Genomic DNA, 16,460 nt, shown 5'->3' with positions numbered 1-16,460 from the left:
AACACCTCGCCGCGACCGGCGTGAGCCACCGCCCCCGCCTTACCCCGCCCGGGCGTCGTCGCCAATCTTGAGCCCCTTGGGCAGCGGAAAGCGCATCGTCTCCACCGGTCCGTCCATGCGCCGCACGGCAGTGGCACCCAGCGCCTTGAGGCGCTGCACGACGCCCTGCACCAGCGCTTCGGGTGCCGAGGCCCCGGCCGTGACACCCACGCGCGGGGCGTGCGCGAACCATGCGTCGCGCAGCTCGGAGGCATCGTCCACCATGTAGGTGGGCACGCCCAGGCGCTCGGCCAGCTCGCGCAGGCGGTTGGTGTTGGAGCTGCTCGGGCTGCCCACCACGATGACCACGTCCACCTGGCGTGCCAGCGCCTTGACGGCATCTTGCCGGTTCTGTGTCGCGTAGCAGATGTCTTGCTGCTTGGGCTCGCGCAGGTTCGGAAAGCGCGCACGCACCGCGGCCAGAATCTCGGCCGTGTCGTCCACACTGAGCGTGGTTTGCGTCACCACCGCCAGGCGCTCGGTCTGCGCGGGCTGCACGCGTGCGACGTCGGCCACCGACTCAACCAGGTGAACGCCGCCGTCGAGTTGGCCCATCGTGCCTTCGACCTCCGGGTGACCCGCGTGACCGATGAGGATGAACTCGTAGCCCTCGCGGCGCAGCTTGGCCACCTCCACGTGCACTTTGGTCACCAGCGGGCAGGTGGCGTCGAAGATGCGAAAGCCGCGCCGTTCGGCCTCGGCCTGCACGGCGCGGCTGACGCCGTGCGCGCTGAAGACGAGCACCGCACCGGCTGGCACATCGGCCAGGTCTTCGATGAAGACGGCGCCACGCTGGCGCAGGTCGTCGACCACATGGCGGTTGTGCACGATCTCGTGCCGCACGTAGATGGGCGCGCCAAACTTGGCCAGCGCGCGCTCGACGATCTCGATGGCGCGATCCACCCCGGCGCAAAACCCGCGCGGCTCGGCCAGCAGCACTTCCTGTACGACCGCCCCCATCACAACACCCCGATGATGTGGACCTCGAACCGCACCGGCTGGCCGGCGAGCGGGTGGTTGAAGTCGAACAGCACGGCGCCGTCGCCACGCACCTCGCGCACGACGCCGGCATACTGTCCCGCCCCATCTGGGGTGGGAAACTGCACCACGTCGCCAACGGCGTAGTGCTCGCTCGGGTCGCCCAGCTCGTCAAGCAGCTTGCGCGAGACCCACTGCAGCATCTCGGGTTGGCGCGGGCCGAACGCTTCGCCCGCGGGCAGCTCGAACGTGGCGTGCTCGCCTTCGGCCAATCCCAGCAGCCGCTGCTCCAGCGCCGGGGCCAGCTCCCCCGCACCCAGCGACAGGGTCGCGGGTTGGGCGGCAAACGTGTCGATAAATACCGCGCCGTCCGGGCCGGACAGGCGGTAGTGCAGCGTTAGAAAGGAACCGGGCTCGACGACGGGCATGATGGTGGGCCAAAATCGCCATTGTAGAAAACAGGGAGGAACCCCAGTGCGCGAATTGCCACCCGACGCTCGACCCCGAGAAAAATTGCTCAGCCGCGGCCCGCAGGCACTGGCCGATGCCGAACTGCTGGCGCTGCTGCTGCGCACCGGCGTCGCGGGCCAATCGGTGTTGCCGTTTGCCCAAAGCCTGCTGGAACGCTTTGGCGGTCTGGCCGCGCTGCTGCAGGCCACACCCGAGCAGCTCGCCGCCATCAAGGGACTGGGCCCGGCCAAACGGGCCGAGCTGCTGGCGGTGACCGAGATGGTGCGTCGCGCGCTGGCACAGCGCCTGCGCGAGCGGCCGGTGTTGGACTCCCCCGCCGCCGTGGCCGACGTGCTGCGGCTGCAACTGGCGCACCGCCCGCACGAGGTGTTTGCGGTGCTGTTTCTGGACACGCAGCACCGGCTGATCGCGCTGGAGGAGCTGTTTCGCGGCACCCTGGACCAGACCAGCGTCTATCCGCGCGAGGTGGCGCTGCGGGCACTGCACCATGGAGCGGCGGCCGTGGTACTGGCGCACAACCACCCCAGCGGGGCGGCCGAGCCCTCGCGCGCGGACGAAGCGCTCACACGCAACCTCAAGGCGGCGCTGGCGCTGTTGGACATCCGGGTGCTGGATCACTTCATCGTCACGCGCGCGGGCTGCACCTCGATGGCCGAGCGCGGCCTGGTCTGATTCGGCTGCCCCCGGCGCGGCCCGGTCGCTTGGCCCAAAATCGGCACCGCGATGAAAGTGCGAACACTGGCCGAACTGCGGCAAATCCATCAAGTGATGACGCAACGTGCGGCGCAAGCCGCGGCTGCGCGCGCCGCCGCCGAGGCCGCCCGCCGCGAGGCCGAGGAGCGCGCCCAGCGCGAGCGGCTGTTGTTCGAGCGTGCGGTCGGCCCTGTGCAGCGACTCGCGCCACATGGCCGCGTCGAGCTGCAACGCCCTCGGCCGCGCCCGGTGCCGCAGCAGCGCCAGGCCGACGAGCGTGCCGTGATGCACGAAGCACTCAGCGACGGCTTCGACGTCGAAACCCTGCTGCACACGGACGAACACTTGAGCTTTCGCCGCCCCGGCATCGGGCCAGACGTGGTCAGACGCCTGCGCCTGGGGCATTGGTCGATTCAGGCAGAAATCGATTTGCATGGCCTGCGCACCGACGAGGCGCGCACGCAACTGGCGACGTTCGTGCGCGAAGCCCAGCGGCGGGGACTGCGCTGCATACGCGTGGTGCACGGCAAGGGGTTGGGCTCGCCCGGCAAGACGCCCGTGCTCAAAGGACGGGTGCACAGCTGGCTCGTGCAAAAGAGTGAGGTGCTGGCCTTCGTGCAGGCGCGGCCGGCCGACGGTGGCGCGGGTGCCTTGATCGTCTTGCTGCGCGCCGGGGGACACCACCGGGCGTAACGGCGGGGGCCACGGCGCCGCAGCCCGCTTCACAGCGCCGCGCGGCGCAGGGTTTGCACCACCGGCGTGCGCAAGACGCCGCGCAGCGTCCACCACCCAGCCAGCAGCGCCAGGGCGGCACCAGCGCCGATGCCGGCCAACGGCACCCAGACGGAAACGCGCCACTCGAAGTCAAAGACGAACCGCGCCAGCGCCCAGCCGACGACGACCGCCACGCCCGACGCGAGCAGCCCAGCGAGTGCCCCCACACCCAACAGCTCGGCCCGCTGCACACGGCGCAACACGGCCGACTGCGCCCCCAGCGCACGCAAAATGGCGTAGTCGCGCTCGCGCTCGGCACGCGTGGCCCCCACCGTCGCCAGCAGCACCACCACGCCTGCCGCCAGGCTGAAAGCAAACAAAAACTCCACCGCGCGGATCACCTGCCCCAGCACGCGCTGCACCTGGGCCACGGCGGCGCTCGTGTCCACATTGGTCACGTTGGGAAAACGCCGCAACAGCTCGCGATCGAAGCCCGCCTGCTCGGGGGCGCGAAAGGCCGCGATGTACGTATAGGGGACGTCGCCCGGCATGGCTGCGACCGGAAAGAGCGCAAAGAAGTTGACGTGCATCGACGCCCAGTCCACCTTGCGCAGGCTCGTGATGCGCGCCTCGTGCGCCACGCCCGCAATGTCGAAGGTCAGGCGCTGGCCCAAGCGCAGCCCCAGTGTGTCGGCCAGCCCGGTTTCGATACTGATGGCACCGGCTTCGTCGGGCTGCCAGCGCCCAGCGGCCAGTGGGTTGTGCGTGGGCAAATCGCGGCTGTACGACAGGTTGAACTCGCGCTCGACCAGCCGCTGCGCGCGGTCGCCCTGGAATTGCTCTGGCCTTACTGGTTGGCCGTCGATGGCCACCAGCCGCCCCCGCACCATGGGGTACCAGTCGTAGCGTGCCACGCCGTGTTCGCGCAGATGAGCACGGAATGCCTCGGCTTGATCGGGCTGGATATTGATAACGAAGCGGTTGGGTGCGTCCGGGGGTGTGGCGCGCCGCCAGCTGTCGATGAGGTCGGTACGCAGCAGCACCAGCAGCAGCAGCGCCAGCAGCCCCACCGCCAGGCTGGCCACCTGCACCACTGCGTAGGCCGGCCGGGCCGTGATCTGGCGCGTCGCCAGCACCAGCCAACGCGGTGCGTGCGATTCGCGCACCAACACCCGCAGCAGCGACAGCGCCCCCCAGGCCACCCCGGCAAACACCGCGACGGCCACGGCAAAGCCCCCCACCGCGATGCCCCCTAGTGTGATGTCGCCGCTGGCAACGAGCAGCAACAGCGCAAACCCGAGCGCACCGCCCACGAGCACCGCGAGGGACGCGGCGCGCACCCCGCCGACGTCGCGCCGGATGACGCGCAGCGGCGGCACCCGCGCCAGTTGCAACACGGGCGGCAGCCCGAATGCCGCCATCAACGTCAACCCCACACCCAGCCCCAGCCCCACGGGGCGCCAGCCCGGCAGCGGCAGGTCGGCCTGCAGCAAGCCGGACAGCCACCACACGAACACGAAGTGCACCGCCCACCCGATGAGCGTGCCCAGGACGGCCGCCGCCAGACCGGCCAGGCCGAACGCCACGGTGTACGAGCGCGCCATCGTGCCTTGAGCCAACCCCAGCACGCGCAGCATGGCGCAATCGTCCAAGTGGCGCTGGGCATACTGGCGCGCTGTCACCGCTACCGCGACCGCCGCCAGCAGCGCCGTCAGCAGCGCCACCAAGCTCAAGAACTGCTCGGCCCGGCGCAGGGTTTGCTGCAACTCGGGGCGACCCGACTCCACGCTCTCGATCTGGGTGCCGCGCTCGCCCGTCGCGGCCACGCGGGCCTTGGCCCAGGCCTCGAAGCGGCGCACCGCCGCGTCGTCACCTGCCACGGCCAACCGGTATTGGATGCGGCTGGCCGGCTGAACCAGCCCCGTGGAGTCCAGGTCGGCCTCGGCGATCAACACCCGCGGCGCAAAGGTCAAAAAACCCGCGCCACGGTCGGGTTCGAACACGATGACGCGCGCGATGCGAAATACCCGCTCACCCAGCCACAAGGGCTGGCCCACGCGCAACCCTAGAATTTCGAGCAGCGCGGCATCGACCCACGCCTCCCCCTGGGCAGGCACGCCCGGGCCGGGTTGGCCCACGCGGTCGTCGGGGTCCAGCGCGGTGCGCAGCTCACCCCGCAACGGATACCCGGGCGCCACCGCCTTGAGCGAGACCAGCCGCGCCTCGCCGCCGTCGGCATCGTCGGCGCGCGCCATGGTTGGAAAGGTCGAGTGACGCGTCACCGACAGCCCGAGCGCTCGTGCCTGTTGCTCGTAATCGGTCGCCAAGGCATGGTCGCTGCGCAGCACCACGTCGCCCCCCAGCAACTGCCGCGCGTCGCGTTGCAGCCCCCCCTGCAGGCGGTCGGCAAAAAAGGCCACGGCCGTCAGCGCTGCCACCGCCAGCGCGATCGCCAGCACCAGCACCGTCAACTCCCCGGCCCGCCAGTCGCGCCACAGCGCGCGCCAGCCCAGCGCCCAGGCTGAGGGTGGGCGCAGCATGGACGGGTAAGCCGTGGATGGATTCACGCCGATACGACCGGCCCGGCGCTCACTTGGTTCCGAAGATACGGTCGCCCGCGTCACCGAGACCCGGGACGATGTAGCCGTGGTCGTTGAGCCCGCGATCCACCGCCGGCGTGTAGATGGGCACGTCGGGGTGATGGCCGTGGAAGTTGGCAATGCCTTCGGGGCACGCCACCAGACACACAAAGCGAATAGAGCGCGGCGTCAACCGTTTGAGCAAATCCACCGCCGCCACGGCCGAGTTGCCCGTCGCCAGCATCGGGTCGAGCACGATGACATCGCGCTCTTCCATGCCCGAGGGCATTTTGAAGTAGTACTCCACGGGCTTGAGGGTCTGCGGGTCACGGTACAGGCCAATGTGGCCCACGCGCGCGCTGGGCAACACCTCCAGCATCCCGTCCAGAAACCCGTTACCCGCGCGCAGGATGGACGCCAGCACGGTTTTCTTGCCATCGATGACGCGACCGGTGGTTTTTTCCAGCGGGGTCTCGATGTCGACCTCTTGCGTGGGCATGTCGCGCGTGACCTCGTAGGCCAGCAGGGCGCTCAATTCATGGATGAGCTGGCGAAAGGTCTTGGTGCTCGTGTCTTTGCGGCGCATCAGCGTCAGCTTGTGCTGCACCAGCGGGTGATCGATGATGTGTACTTGTCGCAGACTGGGTTCGCTCATGGCGGTGGAGTATCCCACACCAGCCGGTGCGCGTGGGTGTAGCACAAAAAGCGGGTGTGGGTGGCGCGGCCGATGGCGCATAGCCCCAGGCGCTCGGCCACCTCCAACCCCATCTGGGTGGTGCCGCTGCGCGACACGACGATTGGCACCCCCATCTGCGCAGATTTGATGATCATTTCGCTGGTCAGCCGCCCCGTGGTGTAGAACACCTTGTCATCACCGCGAGCCACGTCTTCCCCCTGCAACGCCATCCAACCCGCGATCGTGTCCACCGCGTTGTGTCGGCCGACGTCCTCGACGAACAGCAGCAGCTCGTCACCGCGAAACAGCGCGCAACCGTGCACCGAACCCGCCTGCTTATATACCGAATCTTGCTCGCGAATCACGCGCAGGATGCCGTACAACTCAGACTGGCGCAGCCGGGCGTCGGGGTTGAGACGGATGCGCTCGACCTCGTCCATCAGCCCCCCAAAGACACTACCCTGGCCGCAACCGGTGGTCACCACGCGCCGGGCGGTGCGATCCTCGATATCGGCCAGACCATGACGGGTGCGCACCGCCGCAGCCCCCACGTCCCAGTCCACCGTGATCGACTCGATTTCATGTACCGACTGGATCAGGCGCTGATTGCGCAAATACCCCAGCACCAGCCACTCGGGGTGGGCGCCCAACGTCATCAGCGTGATGAGCTCGCGCTTGTCCACGTACACCGTCAACGGCCGCTCGGCAGGGATGCGCAGGGTGCGCCGCTGGCCGTACTCGTCGACGATCTCGACGGCCCGGGTCATCGCAGCGCTGGCCGCACTGAGCCGAGGCAACGGAGGCGCCAACGATCGGGATGGCAGCCCGCCGAAAGCCAGTGGTTCATTGAGCCACATGGAAGACCATCCTTCGAGCGGGCACGTTCAGGATTTTTTCGCCGCGGGCGGCGTCGTTGCAGCCGGCGCCGGCATACCAGCGGCCGTCGGCGGCACGAATGGCCCAGGATCGACACAAGCGGGCGCGTTGGCCGGCTTGGCAGCCTGCGGGTGGTTCTTAAAATAGTGGGCCGCAGCCTTGTCGGCGGCCTTGCAGGTCAGATAGGCGTCGACCTTCGCCTGGTGCGCGGCCTTGGCCTTGGCAACCTCGGCCGCAGCTTTCTGCTCGTCGGTCAGGTTGGGCGCAGGCAATTTGGCATGGGCAATACCCGTACCGAGCGCCGCCAACAGCCCCAGCACCACCGACACACGCAAAGAAGTCTTCATATCTGCATCTCCTTCCTCAAGCGCGAACCTCTGCAGACGAGGCGGCCGAAGCGGTTGAACTGCGCTCGGCTGGAATCCGACCAGCGCGAATGTCTTCGTACCACAGCTCATGGTGTTCGCGCGCCCAGGTCTCATCCACGTAGCCGGTCTTCATCGCTTGATAGGCGCCCTCGGTGCCAAGCGTGCCCATATAGATGTGACCGATAAACAGCGCGATCATCAGAATGGCAGCGCTGGCGTGGATCATGTGCGCAATCTGCATATTGCCCCGAAGGTAGTCGAACCCGGGCACCAGCTTGTCGAGCACCAGGCCGGAGCCCACCACCACCAGCCCCAGCGCGAACACCCCCACCCAAAACACGATCTTCTCGCCCGCGTTGAATCGGTGGGAAGGAACTTCTTCGCCCCCGAACAGGCCGCCGAACCGCTTGATCCACGCCCAATCCTCCTTGCGCGGCAGGTTGTCTCGCACGAAAGTCGCGAACACGATCAGCAACGAGACCGCAAACAACGGCCCGACGAAGTTGTGCACGTTTTTCAGGGCATACGTCAACCAGCCAAAGAGCGTCTTGCCGATGATTGGCAACAGAAGGTACTGACCAAACGCCATCACCAAGCCCGACACGGCCAGCAAAACGAAGGCGCCGGCGTTGGTCCAGTGTGCCGCCCGCTCGAACGCCGTGAAGCGCTCGATCTTGCGTCCCGTCTCGGCCCCATGCAGCTTGAGAGGCCCATGGCTGAAATAGAAGATGGCCACTGCCAGCAGCGCGATGAAAACGAGCGCCCCCCCATACGGCAGGATCCAGCGGTTGCGCACTTGGCGCCATGCCTCACCCGCGTTGGTGGGCGCCACGCCAGGATACTGCACCGTGGGCTGGATCAGCACCCCGTACTCGCGGTACGGAAAGTTGACCGTGCCTTCGACACCCTGCCCGACTTGGCGCCACATAGGCGCGTTGTTGCCCGGCTGAACCTGGGCACGCTCCGCGTTGCTTTGTGCGGCATAGCCTGGCAGCGTGGAGGCGTCGGACACCGCACGCGCAGGGGCTTCCGGCAACGCTGCTGTCGGCGCTGACTGTGCCGACACGGTTGCCGCCGCGACCAAAGTCGCCACGAGCAACCCACTGCGCAACGCAGTGACGGCGCTGGAGAGAAACAGGGCGTTCATGGCCAAGCTCCCGGAATCATTGGGCCGCGCTTGCGGGGCGGCTGTACTCGTTTTGCCCGTACTGTGCCCGCGCGCGTAGGTGCTGCGCCCATGAGGTCTTGTCACCGGTTGTCCAGCCACGTTCGGCAAACGGGCTGCCGCCCGCGCCGGTGTAGGGCGGTTGATCCGACTTGATGCCGCTGGCGGTTTGGGGTTTTTCGCCACAACCTGCCAGGCTCAATGCGATGGCCACGGCCCCCATCATCCATGTCAAACGGCGTGCGCTCATGGTCATGCTCCTGCCTTGGACTGGGCGCCGTACGCGGTACCCCATCCCCACACCTCGGCACCTTTGCCGCGTTGCACGACGCGAGTGCGGAAAATATCGGCGATGACATCGCCGTCACCGGCCAGCAATGCCTTGGTCGAGCACATCTCGGCACACGCCGGCAACTTACCTTCGGCAAGGCGATTGCGGCCGTACTTTTCGAACTCGGCTTGACTGCCGTTGGGCTCGGGGCCGCCCGCACAGAACGTGCATTTGTCCATCTTGCCGCGCACACCAAAGGTGCCCTGCGCTGGGAATTGGGGGGCGCCAAACGGGCAGGCGTAACTGCAATAGCCACAACCGATGCACACGTCTTTGTCGTGCAGCACCACGCCCTCTTCGGTACGGTAGAAGCACTGCACAGGGCACACCGCCATGCACGGCGCGTCCGAGCAGTGCATGCACGCCACCGAGATCGATTTTTCACCGGGCACGCCGTCGTTGAGCGTGACCACGCGCCGGCGGTTGACGCCCCAAGGTACCTCGTGCTCGTTCTTGCACGCGGTCACGCAGCCGTTGCACTCGATGCAGCGCTCGGCATCACAAATAAACTTCATGCGGGCCATGGCGTGCTCCTCAGGCGCGTTCCACGTTGCAGATCGTGGTCTTGGTTTCTTGCATCATGGTCACGATGTCGTAACCGTACGTCGTGGCGGTGTTGACCGCCTCTCCGCGCACGATCGGGTAGGCCCCCTCGGGGTAATAGGGCAACATGTCCTTGCCCTGCCAGCGCCCCGAAAAATGGAACGGCAGAAAGACGTGATCCTGCGCGACCCGCTCGGTTACCAGCGCCTGCACGTTGATGCGCGCTCCGGTGGGGGTGGTCACCCACACGCGGTCGCCGTTGCGAATGCCTCGCTGCGCCGCCGCCGCGGGGTGGATTTCGACGAACATCTCCTGCTGCAACTCGGCCAGCCAGGGGTTGGAGCGTGTCTCCTCGCCGCCGCCTTCGTACTCCACGAGCCGCCCGGAGGTCATGACGAGCGGGAATTTCTCGTGCAGCCGCTCCTCGACGTTCTTTTGCTGCAGGGTTTTGTACAGGATGGGCAGGCGCCAGCGGTTCTTCTGATCGTCGTGCGTCGGGTACTTGGCGATCAAATCGGGACGAGTGCCGTAAATCGGCTCGCGGTGCTGCGGGATGGGGTCGGGGAAATTCCACACGACCGCGCGCGCCTTGGCGTTGCCGAAGGGATGACAGCCGTGGTTCTTCATGAAGACGCGAATCATGCCGCCCGACAGGTCCGTCTTCCAGTTTTTGCCCTCGGCCGCCTTTTTTTCTTCTTCGGTGAGTTCGTCCCACCAGCCCAGCTTCTTGAGCAGGATGTGGTCCAACTCCGGATAGCCCGTGGTGATGTCGGCCCCCTTGGAATGCGAGCCGTCTTCGGCCAGCAAGCTGACGCCGTCGCGCTCGACACCGAAGTTGGCGCGGAAGTTGCCGCCCCCCTCCATGACATGCTTGGACGTGTCGTACAAATTGGGCGAACCCGGATGTTTGAGCTCGGGCTTGCCGAAGCAGGGCCACGGCAGACCGAAATAGTCACCGGTCAAGTCGTATCCGGTTTCTTTGTCGACGACGGTACCCTTGCACTTGAGCGTCTTGACATCGAACGCGTGCATGTGGCGCATGTGTGCCTTGATGCGCTCCGGGCTCTGGCCCGTATAGCCGATCGTCCACACCCCGCGGTTGATTTCACGCAGAATGTCTTCGGGCACCGGCTCGTCCATGCCCTTGACTTTCTGGAACGTGTAGTTCTTGCACAGTTCCTTGTCGAAACCCAGCCGCTGGGCCAGCTGGTACATGATCATGTGGTCGGTGCGGCTCTCCCACAGCGGCTCGATGACTTTTTCGCGCCACTGGATGGAGCGGTTGGAGGCGGTGCACGAGCCGCTGGTCTCGAACTGCGTGGCCGCGGGCAGCAAGTACACCGCGCGGTTGGGGTTGAGATCGGCCGGATCCCCGGGCATGGCTGCCATCGCCGCCGTCGCCGAAGGATACGGGTCGATGACGACCAGCAAGTCGAGCTTGTCCAGGGCTTTTTTCATCTCCAGCCCGCGCGTTTGCGAGTTGGGCGCATGCCCCCAAAAAAACATGCCGCGGATGTTGGGCCCTTGGTCGATCAGCTCGTTTTTCTCCAGCACCCCGTCGATCCAGCGCGAGACGGTGATGCCGGGTTTGGTCATCATGCCCTCGGCGTAGCGGGACTTGATCCAATCAAAGTCCACGCCCCACACGGTCGCGTAATGCTTCCACGACCCCTCGGCCAGGCCATAATAGCCGGGCAGCGAGTCCGGATTGGGGCCGACGTCGGTGGCGCCTTGCACGTTGTCGTGCCCGCGGAAGATGTTGGCCCCACCACCGCTGACGCCGATATTGCCCAACGCCAGTTGCAAGATGCAGGAAGCGCGCACCATGGCATTGCCGATGGTATGCTGCGTCTGCCCCATGCACCAGACGATGGTGCCCGGCCGGTTCTCGTGCATCATCTTGGCCACTTTGAAGACCTGCTCCTCCTTGACGCCGCAGGCTTCTTCGACCTTGTCGGGAGTCCACTTGGCCAGCACCTCCTCGCGGACTTTATCCATGCCGTAGACGCGGTCGTGGATGTACTGCTTGTCTTCCCAGCCGTTTTTGAAGATGTGGTAGAGCACCCCAAACAGGAAGGGGATGTCGGTGCCTGAGCGGATGCGCACATATTCATCCGCCTTGGCGGCCGTGCGCGTGAAGCGCGGATCGACCACGATCATCTTGCAGCCCAGCTCCTTGGCGTGCAACATGTGCAGCATGGACACGGGGTGCGCCTCCGCCGCGTTGGAGCCGATGTACAACGCCACCTTGCTGTTTTGCATGTCGTTGTACGAATTGGTCATCGCCCCGTAACCCCAGGTGTTGGCCACGCCCGCCACCGTCGTCGAGTGGCAGATGCGCGCCTGGTGGTCGCAGTTGTTGGTGCCCCAAAAGCTGACGAACTTGCGCAACAAATAAGCTTGTTCGTTGCTGTGTTTGGACGAGCCGACGAAATACACCGAATCCGGCCCGCTTTCATCGCGTAGCGCTTTCATCCGGGCCACGATTTCGTCGTAGGCTTGATCCCACGTAATGCGCTGGTATTTGCCATTGACCAGCTTCATAGGATAGCGCAAGCGATATTCGCCATGCCCGTGCTCACGTATCGAGGCACCTTTCGCGCAATGAGCACCCAAATTGATGGGCGAATCGAAAACGGGCTCTTGCCGCACCCAGACACCGTTTTCGACAACGGCATCGATGGCGCAACCGACCGAACAATGCGTGCAGACGGTGCGCTTGACCTCGATCTTGCCGCCCACCTCGCCGGGTGCAGACTTTGCTGCGGCTTCGGCACGCCGAACCAACGACAACTGGGTGGCCGCCAAACCAACACCCAGCCCGAGCCCCGAGCGGCGCAGAAACGTTCGGCGATCGACCGTGGGAATGGCACGCGCCAGCCCCTGACGCAGACGATCGACCAGGGCCCCTTCGGCGCGCGACCCGTGGGTCCGTGCAGACGTTTTGGTCAGTAGCATGGCAGCGCTCCTCAAATGCGGGCAGTGCGGTAGTAGTGCTCGACGTGGGCAGAGACGTGATAGCCACCGCCGCGGTTCGGGGTGGGGCGGCTCGGCGATGACTGCGCGGGGGCCACCGGGGTGGCAGGCACGACACTGGCGACGGCGGCAGCGGCACCAAGAGTGCCCGCCGCGACGAACCAGCGTCGCCGGCCGGCAACGAAAGCGGATGACTTGGATTCCATGGGACTCTCCTCGGGCTGCACGCAAGTCGGCGCACTCACCTTGCGCCAACGTGTTTGGTGCAGTAAGGCTAACGCCGCTGGAGCCAGCGCGCAAGGTGAGAAATGTCAGGTACCTCCTCGTACGCCGCGGGAGGTCCGTCGAGAGGTCCATTCAAGCGATGCTTGGTTTTCGATTCAAGCAAACTTCATTCCATCAGCCGTCGATGATGAATGGATTTTTGACGCGATGCAACATATGAAACCATGGTGACGCGTTCACCGACCGTATGCCTGAACGCTGCGTTTGGCGCGTCCGATTTGACGGACGCGCTGCGACAATTTGTCGCAAGCGCGCCCGCCATGGCCACCCCATCACCCTGTCTCGTACGTGACACATTCCGACTTTTTTGGTCGGAATTCATACAATCCCGGGCATGACGATTCCCGCATCGCCCTCCCCCGCCGAAAACAAACCGGACGCGTGGCCCGAAGGCTCGATCCTGATCGTCGACGACGAGCCGGGCATGCGCAACTTTCTCATCAAGGTCTTGGCTCCGCGCTGCCGGTTCGTTGCCGCCGCGGGCAGCGCCGAAGAAGGGGCGCAGTGGATGCGGACCCAGCGCTTCGACGTCGTGATTCTGGACATTGCCTTGCCGGGCCAAAGCGGCGTGCAGTGGCTGCAGGCGCTGCGCGCGCAGGGTTATATGGGCGAGGTGATCCTGATCACCGCCTTCGCGGCACTCGACACCGCCATCGAGGCCTTGCGGGCAGGGGCGTCGGACTTCATTCTCAAGCCGTTTCGGGTACCACAGATTCTCAACGCCATTCGACAGTGCCACGAAAGGGCGCGCCTGCGGCGGGAAAACTTCGTGCTGCGGCGCGCCGCCACCGTCTCACGCTCCATCGGTACCCCCTTGATCGGCGAATCGCTGGCCACCCGCCAGTTGCGCGCCACGATCGAGCGCATCGGCCCCACGCCCAGCACCGTGCTGCTTCAAGGCGAGTCGGGCACCGGCAAGGAGCTGGTGGCGCGCGCACTGCATGCCTGCAGTCCGCAAGTCAACCGGCCCTTCGTGCCGGTGCAGTGTGGCGCGCTGTCGCCCGAGCACATTGCCCAGGAGCTGTTCGGCTTGGCCCGCGGCAACCAGATGGCCAGCGACGGTCTGTTCGTGTACGCGGAAGGGGGCACGTTGTTCTTGGACGAAGTGGCCGACCTGCCGCTGCCGGTGCAAGCCAGCCTGCTGCGCGTGCTGGAGGAGCTGCAGGTTCGCCCCGTGGGCAGCCAACAGACGATACCGGTAGATGTGCGCATCATCGCCGCGACCAACCGCTCGCTGGCGGACGAAGTAACGGCTGGCCGGTTCCGCGAGGATCTCTACTTTCGCCTGCGCGTGGTGGACATCACACTGCCGCCGCTGCGCGAGCGCCCAGAGGACATTCCGATGCTGGTCGAGCACTTCATTCACGTGTTGGCGCCAGCGCTGGGCGTGGCTCCGCTGCAGGTGAGTACCGAAGCCATGGCCCTGCTGCGTGCCTACCGCTGGCCGGGCAATGTGCGCGAGCTGCGCAACTGGGTCGAGCGCTCCCTCATCCTGGGCGAGGTCAACGTCTCGGCGCTGTATCCGCCGCTGCACGCAGCCGCGCCCGCGGTGGCAGGGGACGGGTTGGACCTCGAAACCCTGCAGCGCCGCCATATCTTGGCCGTGCTCGAATCGGTGGGAGGCGATAAAGCACGCGCCGCCCAACTGCTCGGGGTATCGCGGCGCACCCTGGAGCGCCGCGTGGCCGAGTGGGCAGCGCAAGGGGGAGCCGGAACGTGATCGCGATCGTGCAGCGCTGGCGCGAGCGCCTGGGCCGCTCGGTGCGGCTGAAGTTGCTCGCGATCGCGCTGGCGCCACTATTGATCGCGCTGCCGTTGTTGCTGCTGGCGCTGTCCGCGTGGACCGACTTTGCCTACGATCGCCTGTTGCACACCAAGGTACGCGCCGACTTGGCGGTGGCCCGGGGCTATTTTGGCCAGGTTCTGGCCGAAGTGGGAGCAGGCACGCGCGCGGCAGCCATCTCACACGCCCTGCACGAAAGATTGCGGACCGCCCGCGCACGCCAGTCGCGCGAGCCACGAGGTGCCCCGCTCGACGATCCGGCACTGCTCGACTGGCTCGAGCGCGAACGAGCGCGCTTGGGGCTGGACTTTTTGGTGCTGCGCCCCATACACGACTCCATGGCGGCGCCTGCCCAAACCCTTGACAGCGCCGCTCGCCTGGTCGTCTGGTCTGCGGCGCAACTGGAGACGCACGCACCGGGCCTGGCAGCGCGGGCGGCCATCCCGCTGATGCCCACGCGCAATGCCGCGCCCACCGACCGGACCATCGAAGACCGAGCGATGCTGATGCTGGCGAGCATGCCAGTGCCCCCGGATGCACCCGTGCCAGGACTGGTACTGCATGGAGGGCTGCTGCTCAACCATAACCTCGACTTGATCGATCACATCAACCGCATTGTCTATCCCGAGGGGGCGCTGCCTTTCGGTAGCCAGGGCACGGCCACGCTGTTCCTCGACGACGTGCGCATCAGCACCAACGTGCGGCTGTTTGGCGATCGGCGTGCCATTGGCACGCGCGTGTCGCAAGCGGTGCGCGACGCGGTGCTCGAACAGGGCCAGACGTGGCTGGATCGGGCCTTCGTGGTCAATGACTGGTACGTCAGCGCGTACGAACCCCTGCACGACGCATCGGGGCACCGCATTGGCATGCTGTACGTCGGCATCCTCGAAGCGCCGCTGCGTTGGGTACGCCTGGGGGTGCTGATCGGTACTGCGGCGCTGTTCGCGGCCGTCATGGTGGCGACGGTCGCGTGGTCACTGCGCTGGGCGCGCGCGCTGATCCAGCCGGTGGAGCGCATGCATGCCACCATGCGGCGCATCGAAGAGGGCGACACGACGGCACGGGTAGGCCCGCTGCCGTCGCAAGACGAACTCGGCACGCTGGCCCAGCACCTGGACCGACTGCTGGACGTGATCGCCGACAACACCCAACGCTTGCGATCGTGGGGAGAAACGCTGGACCGTGAAGTGGCCGAGCGCACACGCGAGCTGCGCTTGGCCCAGCAACAACTGGTGAAATCCGAAAAGCTCGCCGCCATCGGCCAGCTAACCGCCAGCGTCGCCCATGAAATCAACAATCCCATCGCCGTCATCCAGGGCAACCTGGACCTGATCCGCGAAACCCTGGGCCCCGCCGCCGATCCGGTCAAAGCCGAAATGGCGCTGCTCGACGCGCAGATCGAGCGCATGCGGCTGATCGTGACGCGCCTGCTGCAATACGCGCGTCCGACGGAGTTTGCGGGCTACGTGGAGCCGCTGACCCTGTCATCCGTGGTCGATGACTGCTTGGTACTCGTGGCCCACCTGGTGCAGCAGCGCCAGCTGGTCGTCACGCGTGACGACCGTGCAGACGTACGGGTAGCGTGCAACCGGCAAGAACTGCAGCAAGTGGTGATCAATCTGTTGGTCAATGCCATCCAGGCATCGCCTGCGAGTGGGCGGCTGGAGTTGAAGACGGGCGACTGGATAGAAAACGGCCGCCCAGTGGGCGCGTGGCTGGCCGTGATCGACGAGGGGCCGGGGCTGGATGCCACGGTGCGAGAACGGTTATTCCGCCCCTTCTTCACCACCAAGCCCGAGGGCAACGGGCTGGGCCTATGGATCAGTCTGGGATTGGTAGAGCGCTACGGGGGTCGGCTGGAGGCCGACAACCGAACCGATCGGTCCGGGGCGATCTTCCGCGTTTGGCTCTACAGCGAGCCGCAAGAACCAACGCCCGCCGCCGGCAGCGCAGAGCTGCCAACGGAGCCGGGTGCCTGACGCG

Annotated in this window: 15 protein-coding genes; 4 read left to right on the top strand and 11 right to left on the bottom strand. The window is 66.2% G+C overall.

Annotated features, from left to right (window positions below):
- Window positions 1–39: 39 nt before the first annotated feature.
- On the bottom strand, window positions 40–999 hold the full coding sequence (ispH, locus tag ACPYIS_RS07830) for a 4-hydroxy-3-methylbut-2-enyl diphosphate reductase (protein ID WP_424859617.1): 960 nt from the start codon (window positions 997–999) through the stop codon (window positions 40–42).
- Complete coding sequence (locus tag ACPYIS_RS07825) at window positions 999–1,445, bottom strand: FKBP-type peptidyl-prolyl cis-trans isomerase (RefSeq protein ID WP_299020707.1); 447 nt, start codon at window positions 1,443–1,445, stop codon at window positions 999–1,001. The genes ispH and ACPYIS_RS07825 overlap by 1 nt, the downstream gene beginning before the upstream one ends.
- Window position 1,446: 1 nt before the next feature.
- Here ACPYIS_RS07825 and radC point away from each other — a divergent pair, with 1 nt between their 5' ends.
- Together radC and ACPYIS_RS07815 are read left to right on the top strand one after the other, a co-directional pair.
- Window positions 1,447–2,160, top strand: coding sequence for a RadC family protein (radC, locus tag ACPYIS_RS07820; protein ID WP_299020712.1), 714 nt, complete (start codon window positions 1,447–1,449; stop codon window positions 2,158–2,160).
- A 51-nt stretch (window positions 2,161–2,211) separates the two neighbouring features.
- Window positions 2,212–2,874: a Smr/MutS family protein gene (locus ACPYIS_RS07815; RefSeq protein WP_424859618.1), complete on the top strand. Its 663-nt coding sequence runs from the start codon at window positions 2,212–2,214 to the stop codon at window positions 2,872–2,874.
- Window positions 2,875–2,903: 29 nt separating this feature from the next.
- On the opposite strand, the gene ACPYIS_RS07810 is transcribed toward ACPYIS_RS07815, so the two are convergent.
- The 9 genes from ACPYIS_RS07810 to ACPYIS_RS07770 form a co-directional block, all read right to left on the bottom strand.
- Window positions 2,904–5,435 carry an ABC transporter permease gene (locus ACPYIS_RS07810; protein ID WP_424859619.1) on the bottom strand — a complete coding sequence of 844 codons (2,532 nt, stop codon included), beginning with the start codon at window positions 5,433–5,435 and terminating at the stop codon, window positions 2,904–2,906.
- Between the two features lie 49 nt (window positions 5,436–5,484).
- Window positions 5,485–6,129: a uracil phosphoribosyltransferase gene (gene upp, locus ACPYIS_RS07805; protein WP_424859620.1), complete on the bottom strand. Its 645-nt coding sequence runs from the start codon at window positions 6,127–6,129 to the stop codon at window positions 5,485–5,487.
- The gene (fdhD, locus tag ACPYIS_RS07800) at window positions 6,126–6,917 is read right to left on the bottom strand and encodes a formate dehydrogenase accessory sulfurtransferase FdhD (protein ID WP_425973465.1); all 792 of its coding nucleotides are present in this window, start codon (window positions 6,915–6,917) and stop codon (window positions 6,126–6,128) included. Before fdhD ends, upp begins: the two co-directional genes overlap by 4 nt.
- Before the next feature lie 117 nt (window positions 6,918–7,034).
- Window positions 7,035–7,373: a hypothetical protein gene (locus ACPYIS_RS07795; protein ID WP_424859622.1), complete on the bottom strand. Its 339-nt coding sequence runs from the start codon at window positions 7,371–7,373 to the stop codon at window positions 7,035–7,037.
- A gap of 16 nt (window positions 7,374–7,389) precedes the next feature.
- Window positions 7,390–8,541, bottom strand: coding sequence for a formate dehydrogenase subunit gamma (locus ACPYIS_RS07790; RefSeq protein WP_424859623.1), 1,152 nt, complete (start codon window positions 8,539–8,541; stop codon window positions 7,390–7,392).
- A 16-nt stretch (window positions 8,542–8,557) separates the two neighbouring features.
- Window positions 8,558–8,809: a hypothetical protein gene (locus tag ACPYIS_RS07785; RefSeq protein WP_424859624.1), complete on the bottom strand. Its 252-nt coding sequence runs from the start codon at window positions 8,807–8,809 to the stop codon at window positions 8,558–8,560.
- Window positions 8,810–8,811: 2 nt separating this feature from the next.
- Window positions 8,812–9,414, bottom strand: coding sequence for a formate dehydrogenase FDH3 subunit beta (fdh3B, locus tag ACPYIS_RS07780; protein ID WP_424859625.1), 603 nt, complete (start codon window positions 9,412–9,414; stop codon window positions 8,812–8,814).
- A gap of 10 nt (window positions 9,415–9,424) precedes the next feature.
- Entirely contained in the window at window positions 9,425–12,391 is a 2,967-nt protein-coding gene (locus tag ACPYIS_RS07775) for a formate dehydrogenase subunit alpha (protein WP_424859626.1), read from the bottom strand.
- Between the two features lie 11 nt (window positions 12,392–12,402).
- On the bottom strand, window positions 12,403–12,615 hold the full coding sequence (locus ACPYIS_RS07770) for a formate dehydrogenase (RefSeq protein ID WP_424859627.1): 213 nt from the start codon (window positions 12,613–12,615) through the stop codon (window positions 12,403–12,405).
- 413 nt (window positions 12,616–13,028) lie between these two features.
- Between ACPYIS_RS07770 and ACPYIS_RS07765 the strand changes: the two genes are divergently transcribed.
- A complete protein-coding gene (locus tag ACPYIS_RS07765) occupies window positions 13,029–14,414 on the top strand; it encodes a sigma-54-dependent transcriptional regulator (protein WP_424859628.1) in 1,386 nt (461 codons plus the stop codon).
- Entirely contained in the window at window positions 14,411–16,456 is a 2,046-nt protein-coding gene (locus ACPYIS_RS07760; protein WP_424859629.1) for a sensor histidine kinase, read from the top strand. The genes ACPYIS_RS07765 and ACPYIS_RS07760 overlap by 4 nt, the downstream gene beginning before the upstream one ends.
- The last annotated feature ends 4 nt before the right edge of the window (window positions 16,457–16,460 follow it).

Origin of the sequence: Tepidimonas sp. HKU78 (genome assembly GCF_049860815.1) — a bacterium.
GTDB lineage: Bacteria > Pseudomonadota > Gammaproteobacteria > Burkholderiales > Burkholderiaceae_C > Tepidimonas.
The sequence above is the reverse complement of the archived record's forward strand: the minus strand, read 5'-3'. Positions and strand labels throughout refer to the sequence as shown.

Coding starts and splice junctions, on each gene's coding strand:
- fdhD (WP_425973465.1), bottom strand. CDS start 6,917: ATGACCCGGGCCGTCGAGATCGTCGACGAGTACGGCCAGCGGCGCACC.
- ACPYIS_RS07795 (WP_424859622.1), bottom strand. CDS start 7,373: ATGAAGACTTCTTTGCGTGTGTCGGTGGTGCTGGGGCTGTTGGCGGCG.
- upp (WP_424859620.1), bottom strand. CDS start 6,129: ATGAGCGAACCCAGTCTGCGACAAGTACACATCATCGATCACCCGCTG.
- radC (WP_299020712.1), top strand. CDS start 1,447: ATGGTGGGCCAAAATCGCCATTGTAGAAAACAGGGAGGAACCCCAGTG.
- fdh3B (WP_424859625.1), bottom strand. CDS start 9,414: ATGGCCCGCATGAAGTTTATTTGTGATGCCGAGCGCTGCATCGAGTGC.
- ACPYIS_RS07810 (WP_424859619.1), bottom strand. CDS start 5,435: ATGCTGCGCCCACCCTCAGCCTGGGCGCTGGGCTGGCGCGCGCTGTGG.
- ACPYIS_RS07785 (WP_424859624.1), bottom strand. CDS start 8,809: ATGAGCGCACGCCGTTTGACATGGATGATGGGGGCCGTGGCCATCGCA.
- ispH (WP_424859617.1), bottom strand. CDS start 999: ATGGGGGCGGTCGTACAGGAAGTGCTGCTGGCCGAGCCGCGCGGGTTT.
- ACPYIS_RS07770 (WP_424859627.1), bottom strand. CDS start 12,615: ATGGAATCCAAGTCATCCGCTTTCGTTGCCGGCCGGCGACGCTGGTTC.
- ACPYIS_RS07825 (WP_299020707.1), bottom strand. CDS start 1,445: ATGCCCGTCGTCGAGCCCGGTTCCTTTCTAACGCTGCACTACCGCCTG.
- ACPYIS_RS07790 (WP_424859623.1), bottom strand. CDS start 8,541: ATGAACGCCCTGTTTCTCTCCAGCGCCGTCACTGCGTTGCGCAGTGGG.
- ACPYIS_RS07765 (WP_424859628.1), top strand. CDS start 13,029: ATGACGATTCCCGCATCGCCCTCCCCCGCCGAAAACAAACCGGACGCG.
- ACPYIS_RS07815 (WP_424859618.1), top strand. CDS start 2,212: ATGAAAGTGCGAACACTGGCCGAACTGCGGCAAATCCATCAAGTGATG.
- ACPYIS_RS07775 (WP_424859626.1), bottom strand. CDS start 12,391: ATGCTACTGACCAAAACGTCTGCACGGACCCACGGGTCGCGCGCCGAA.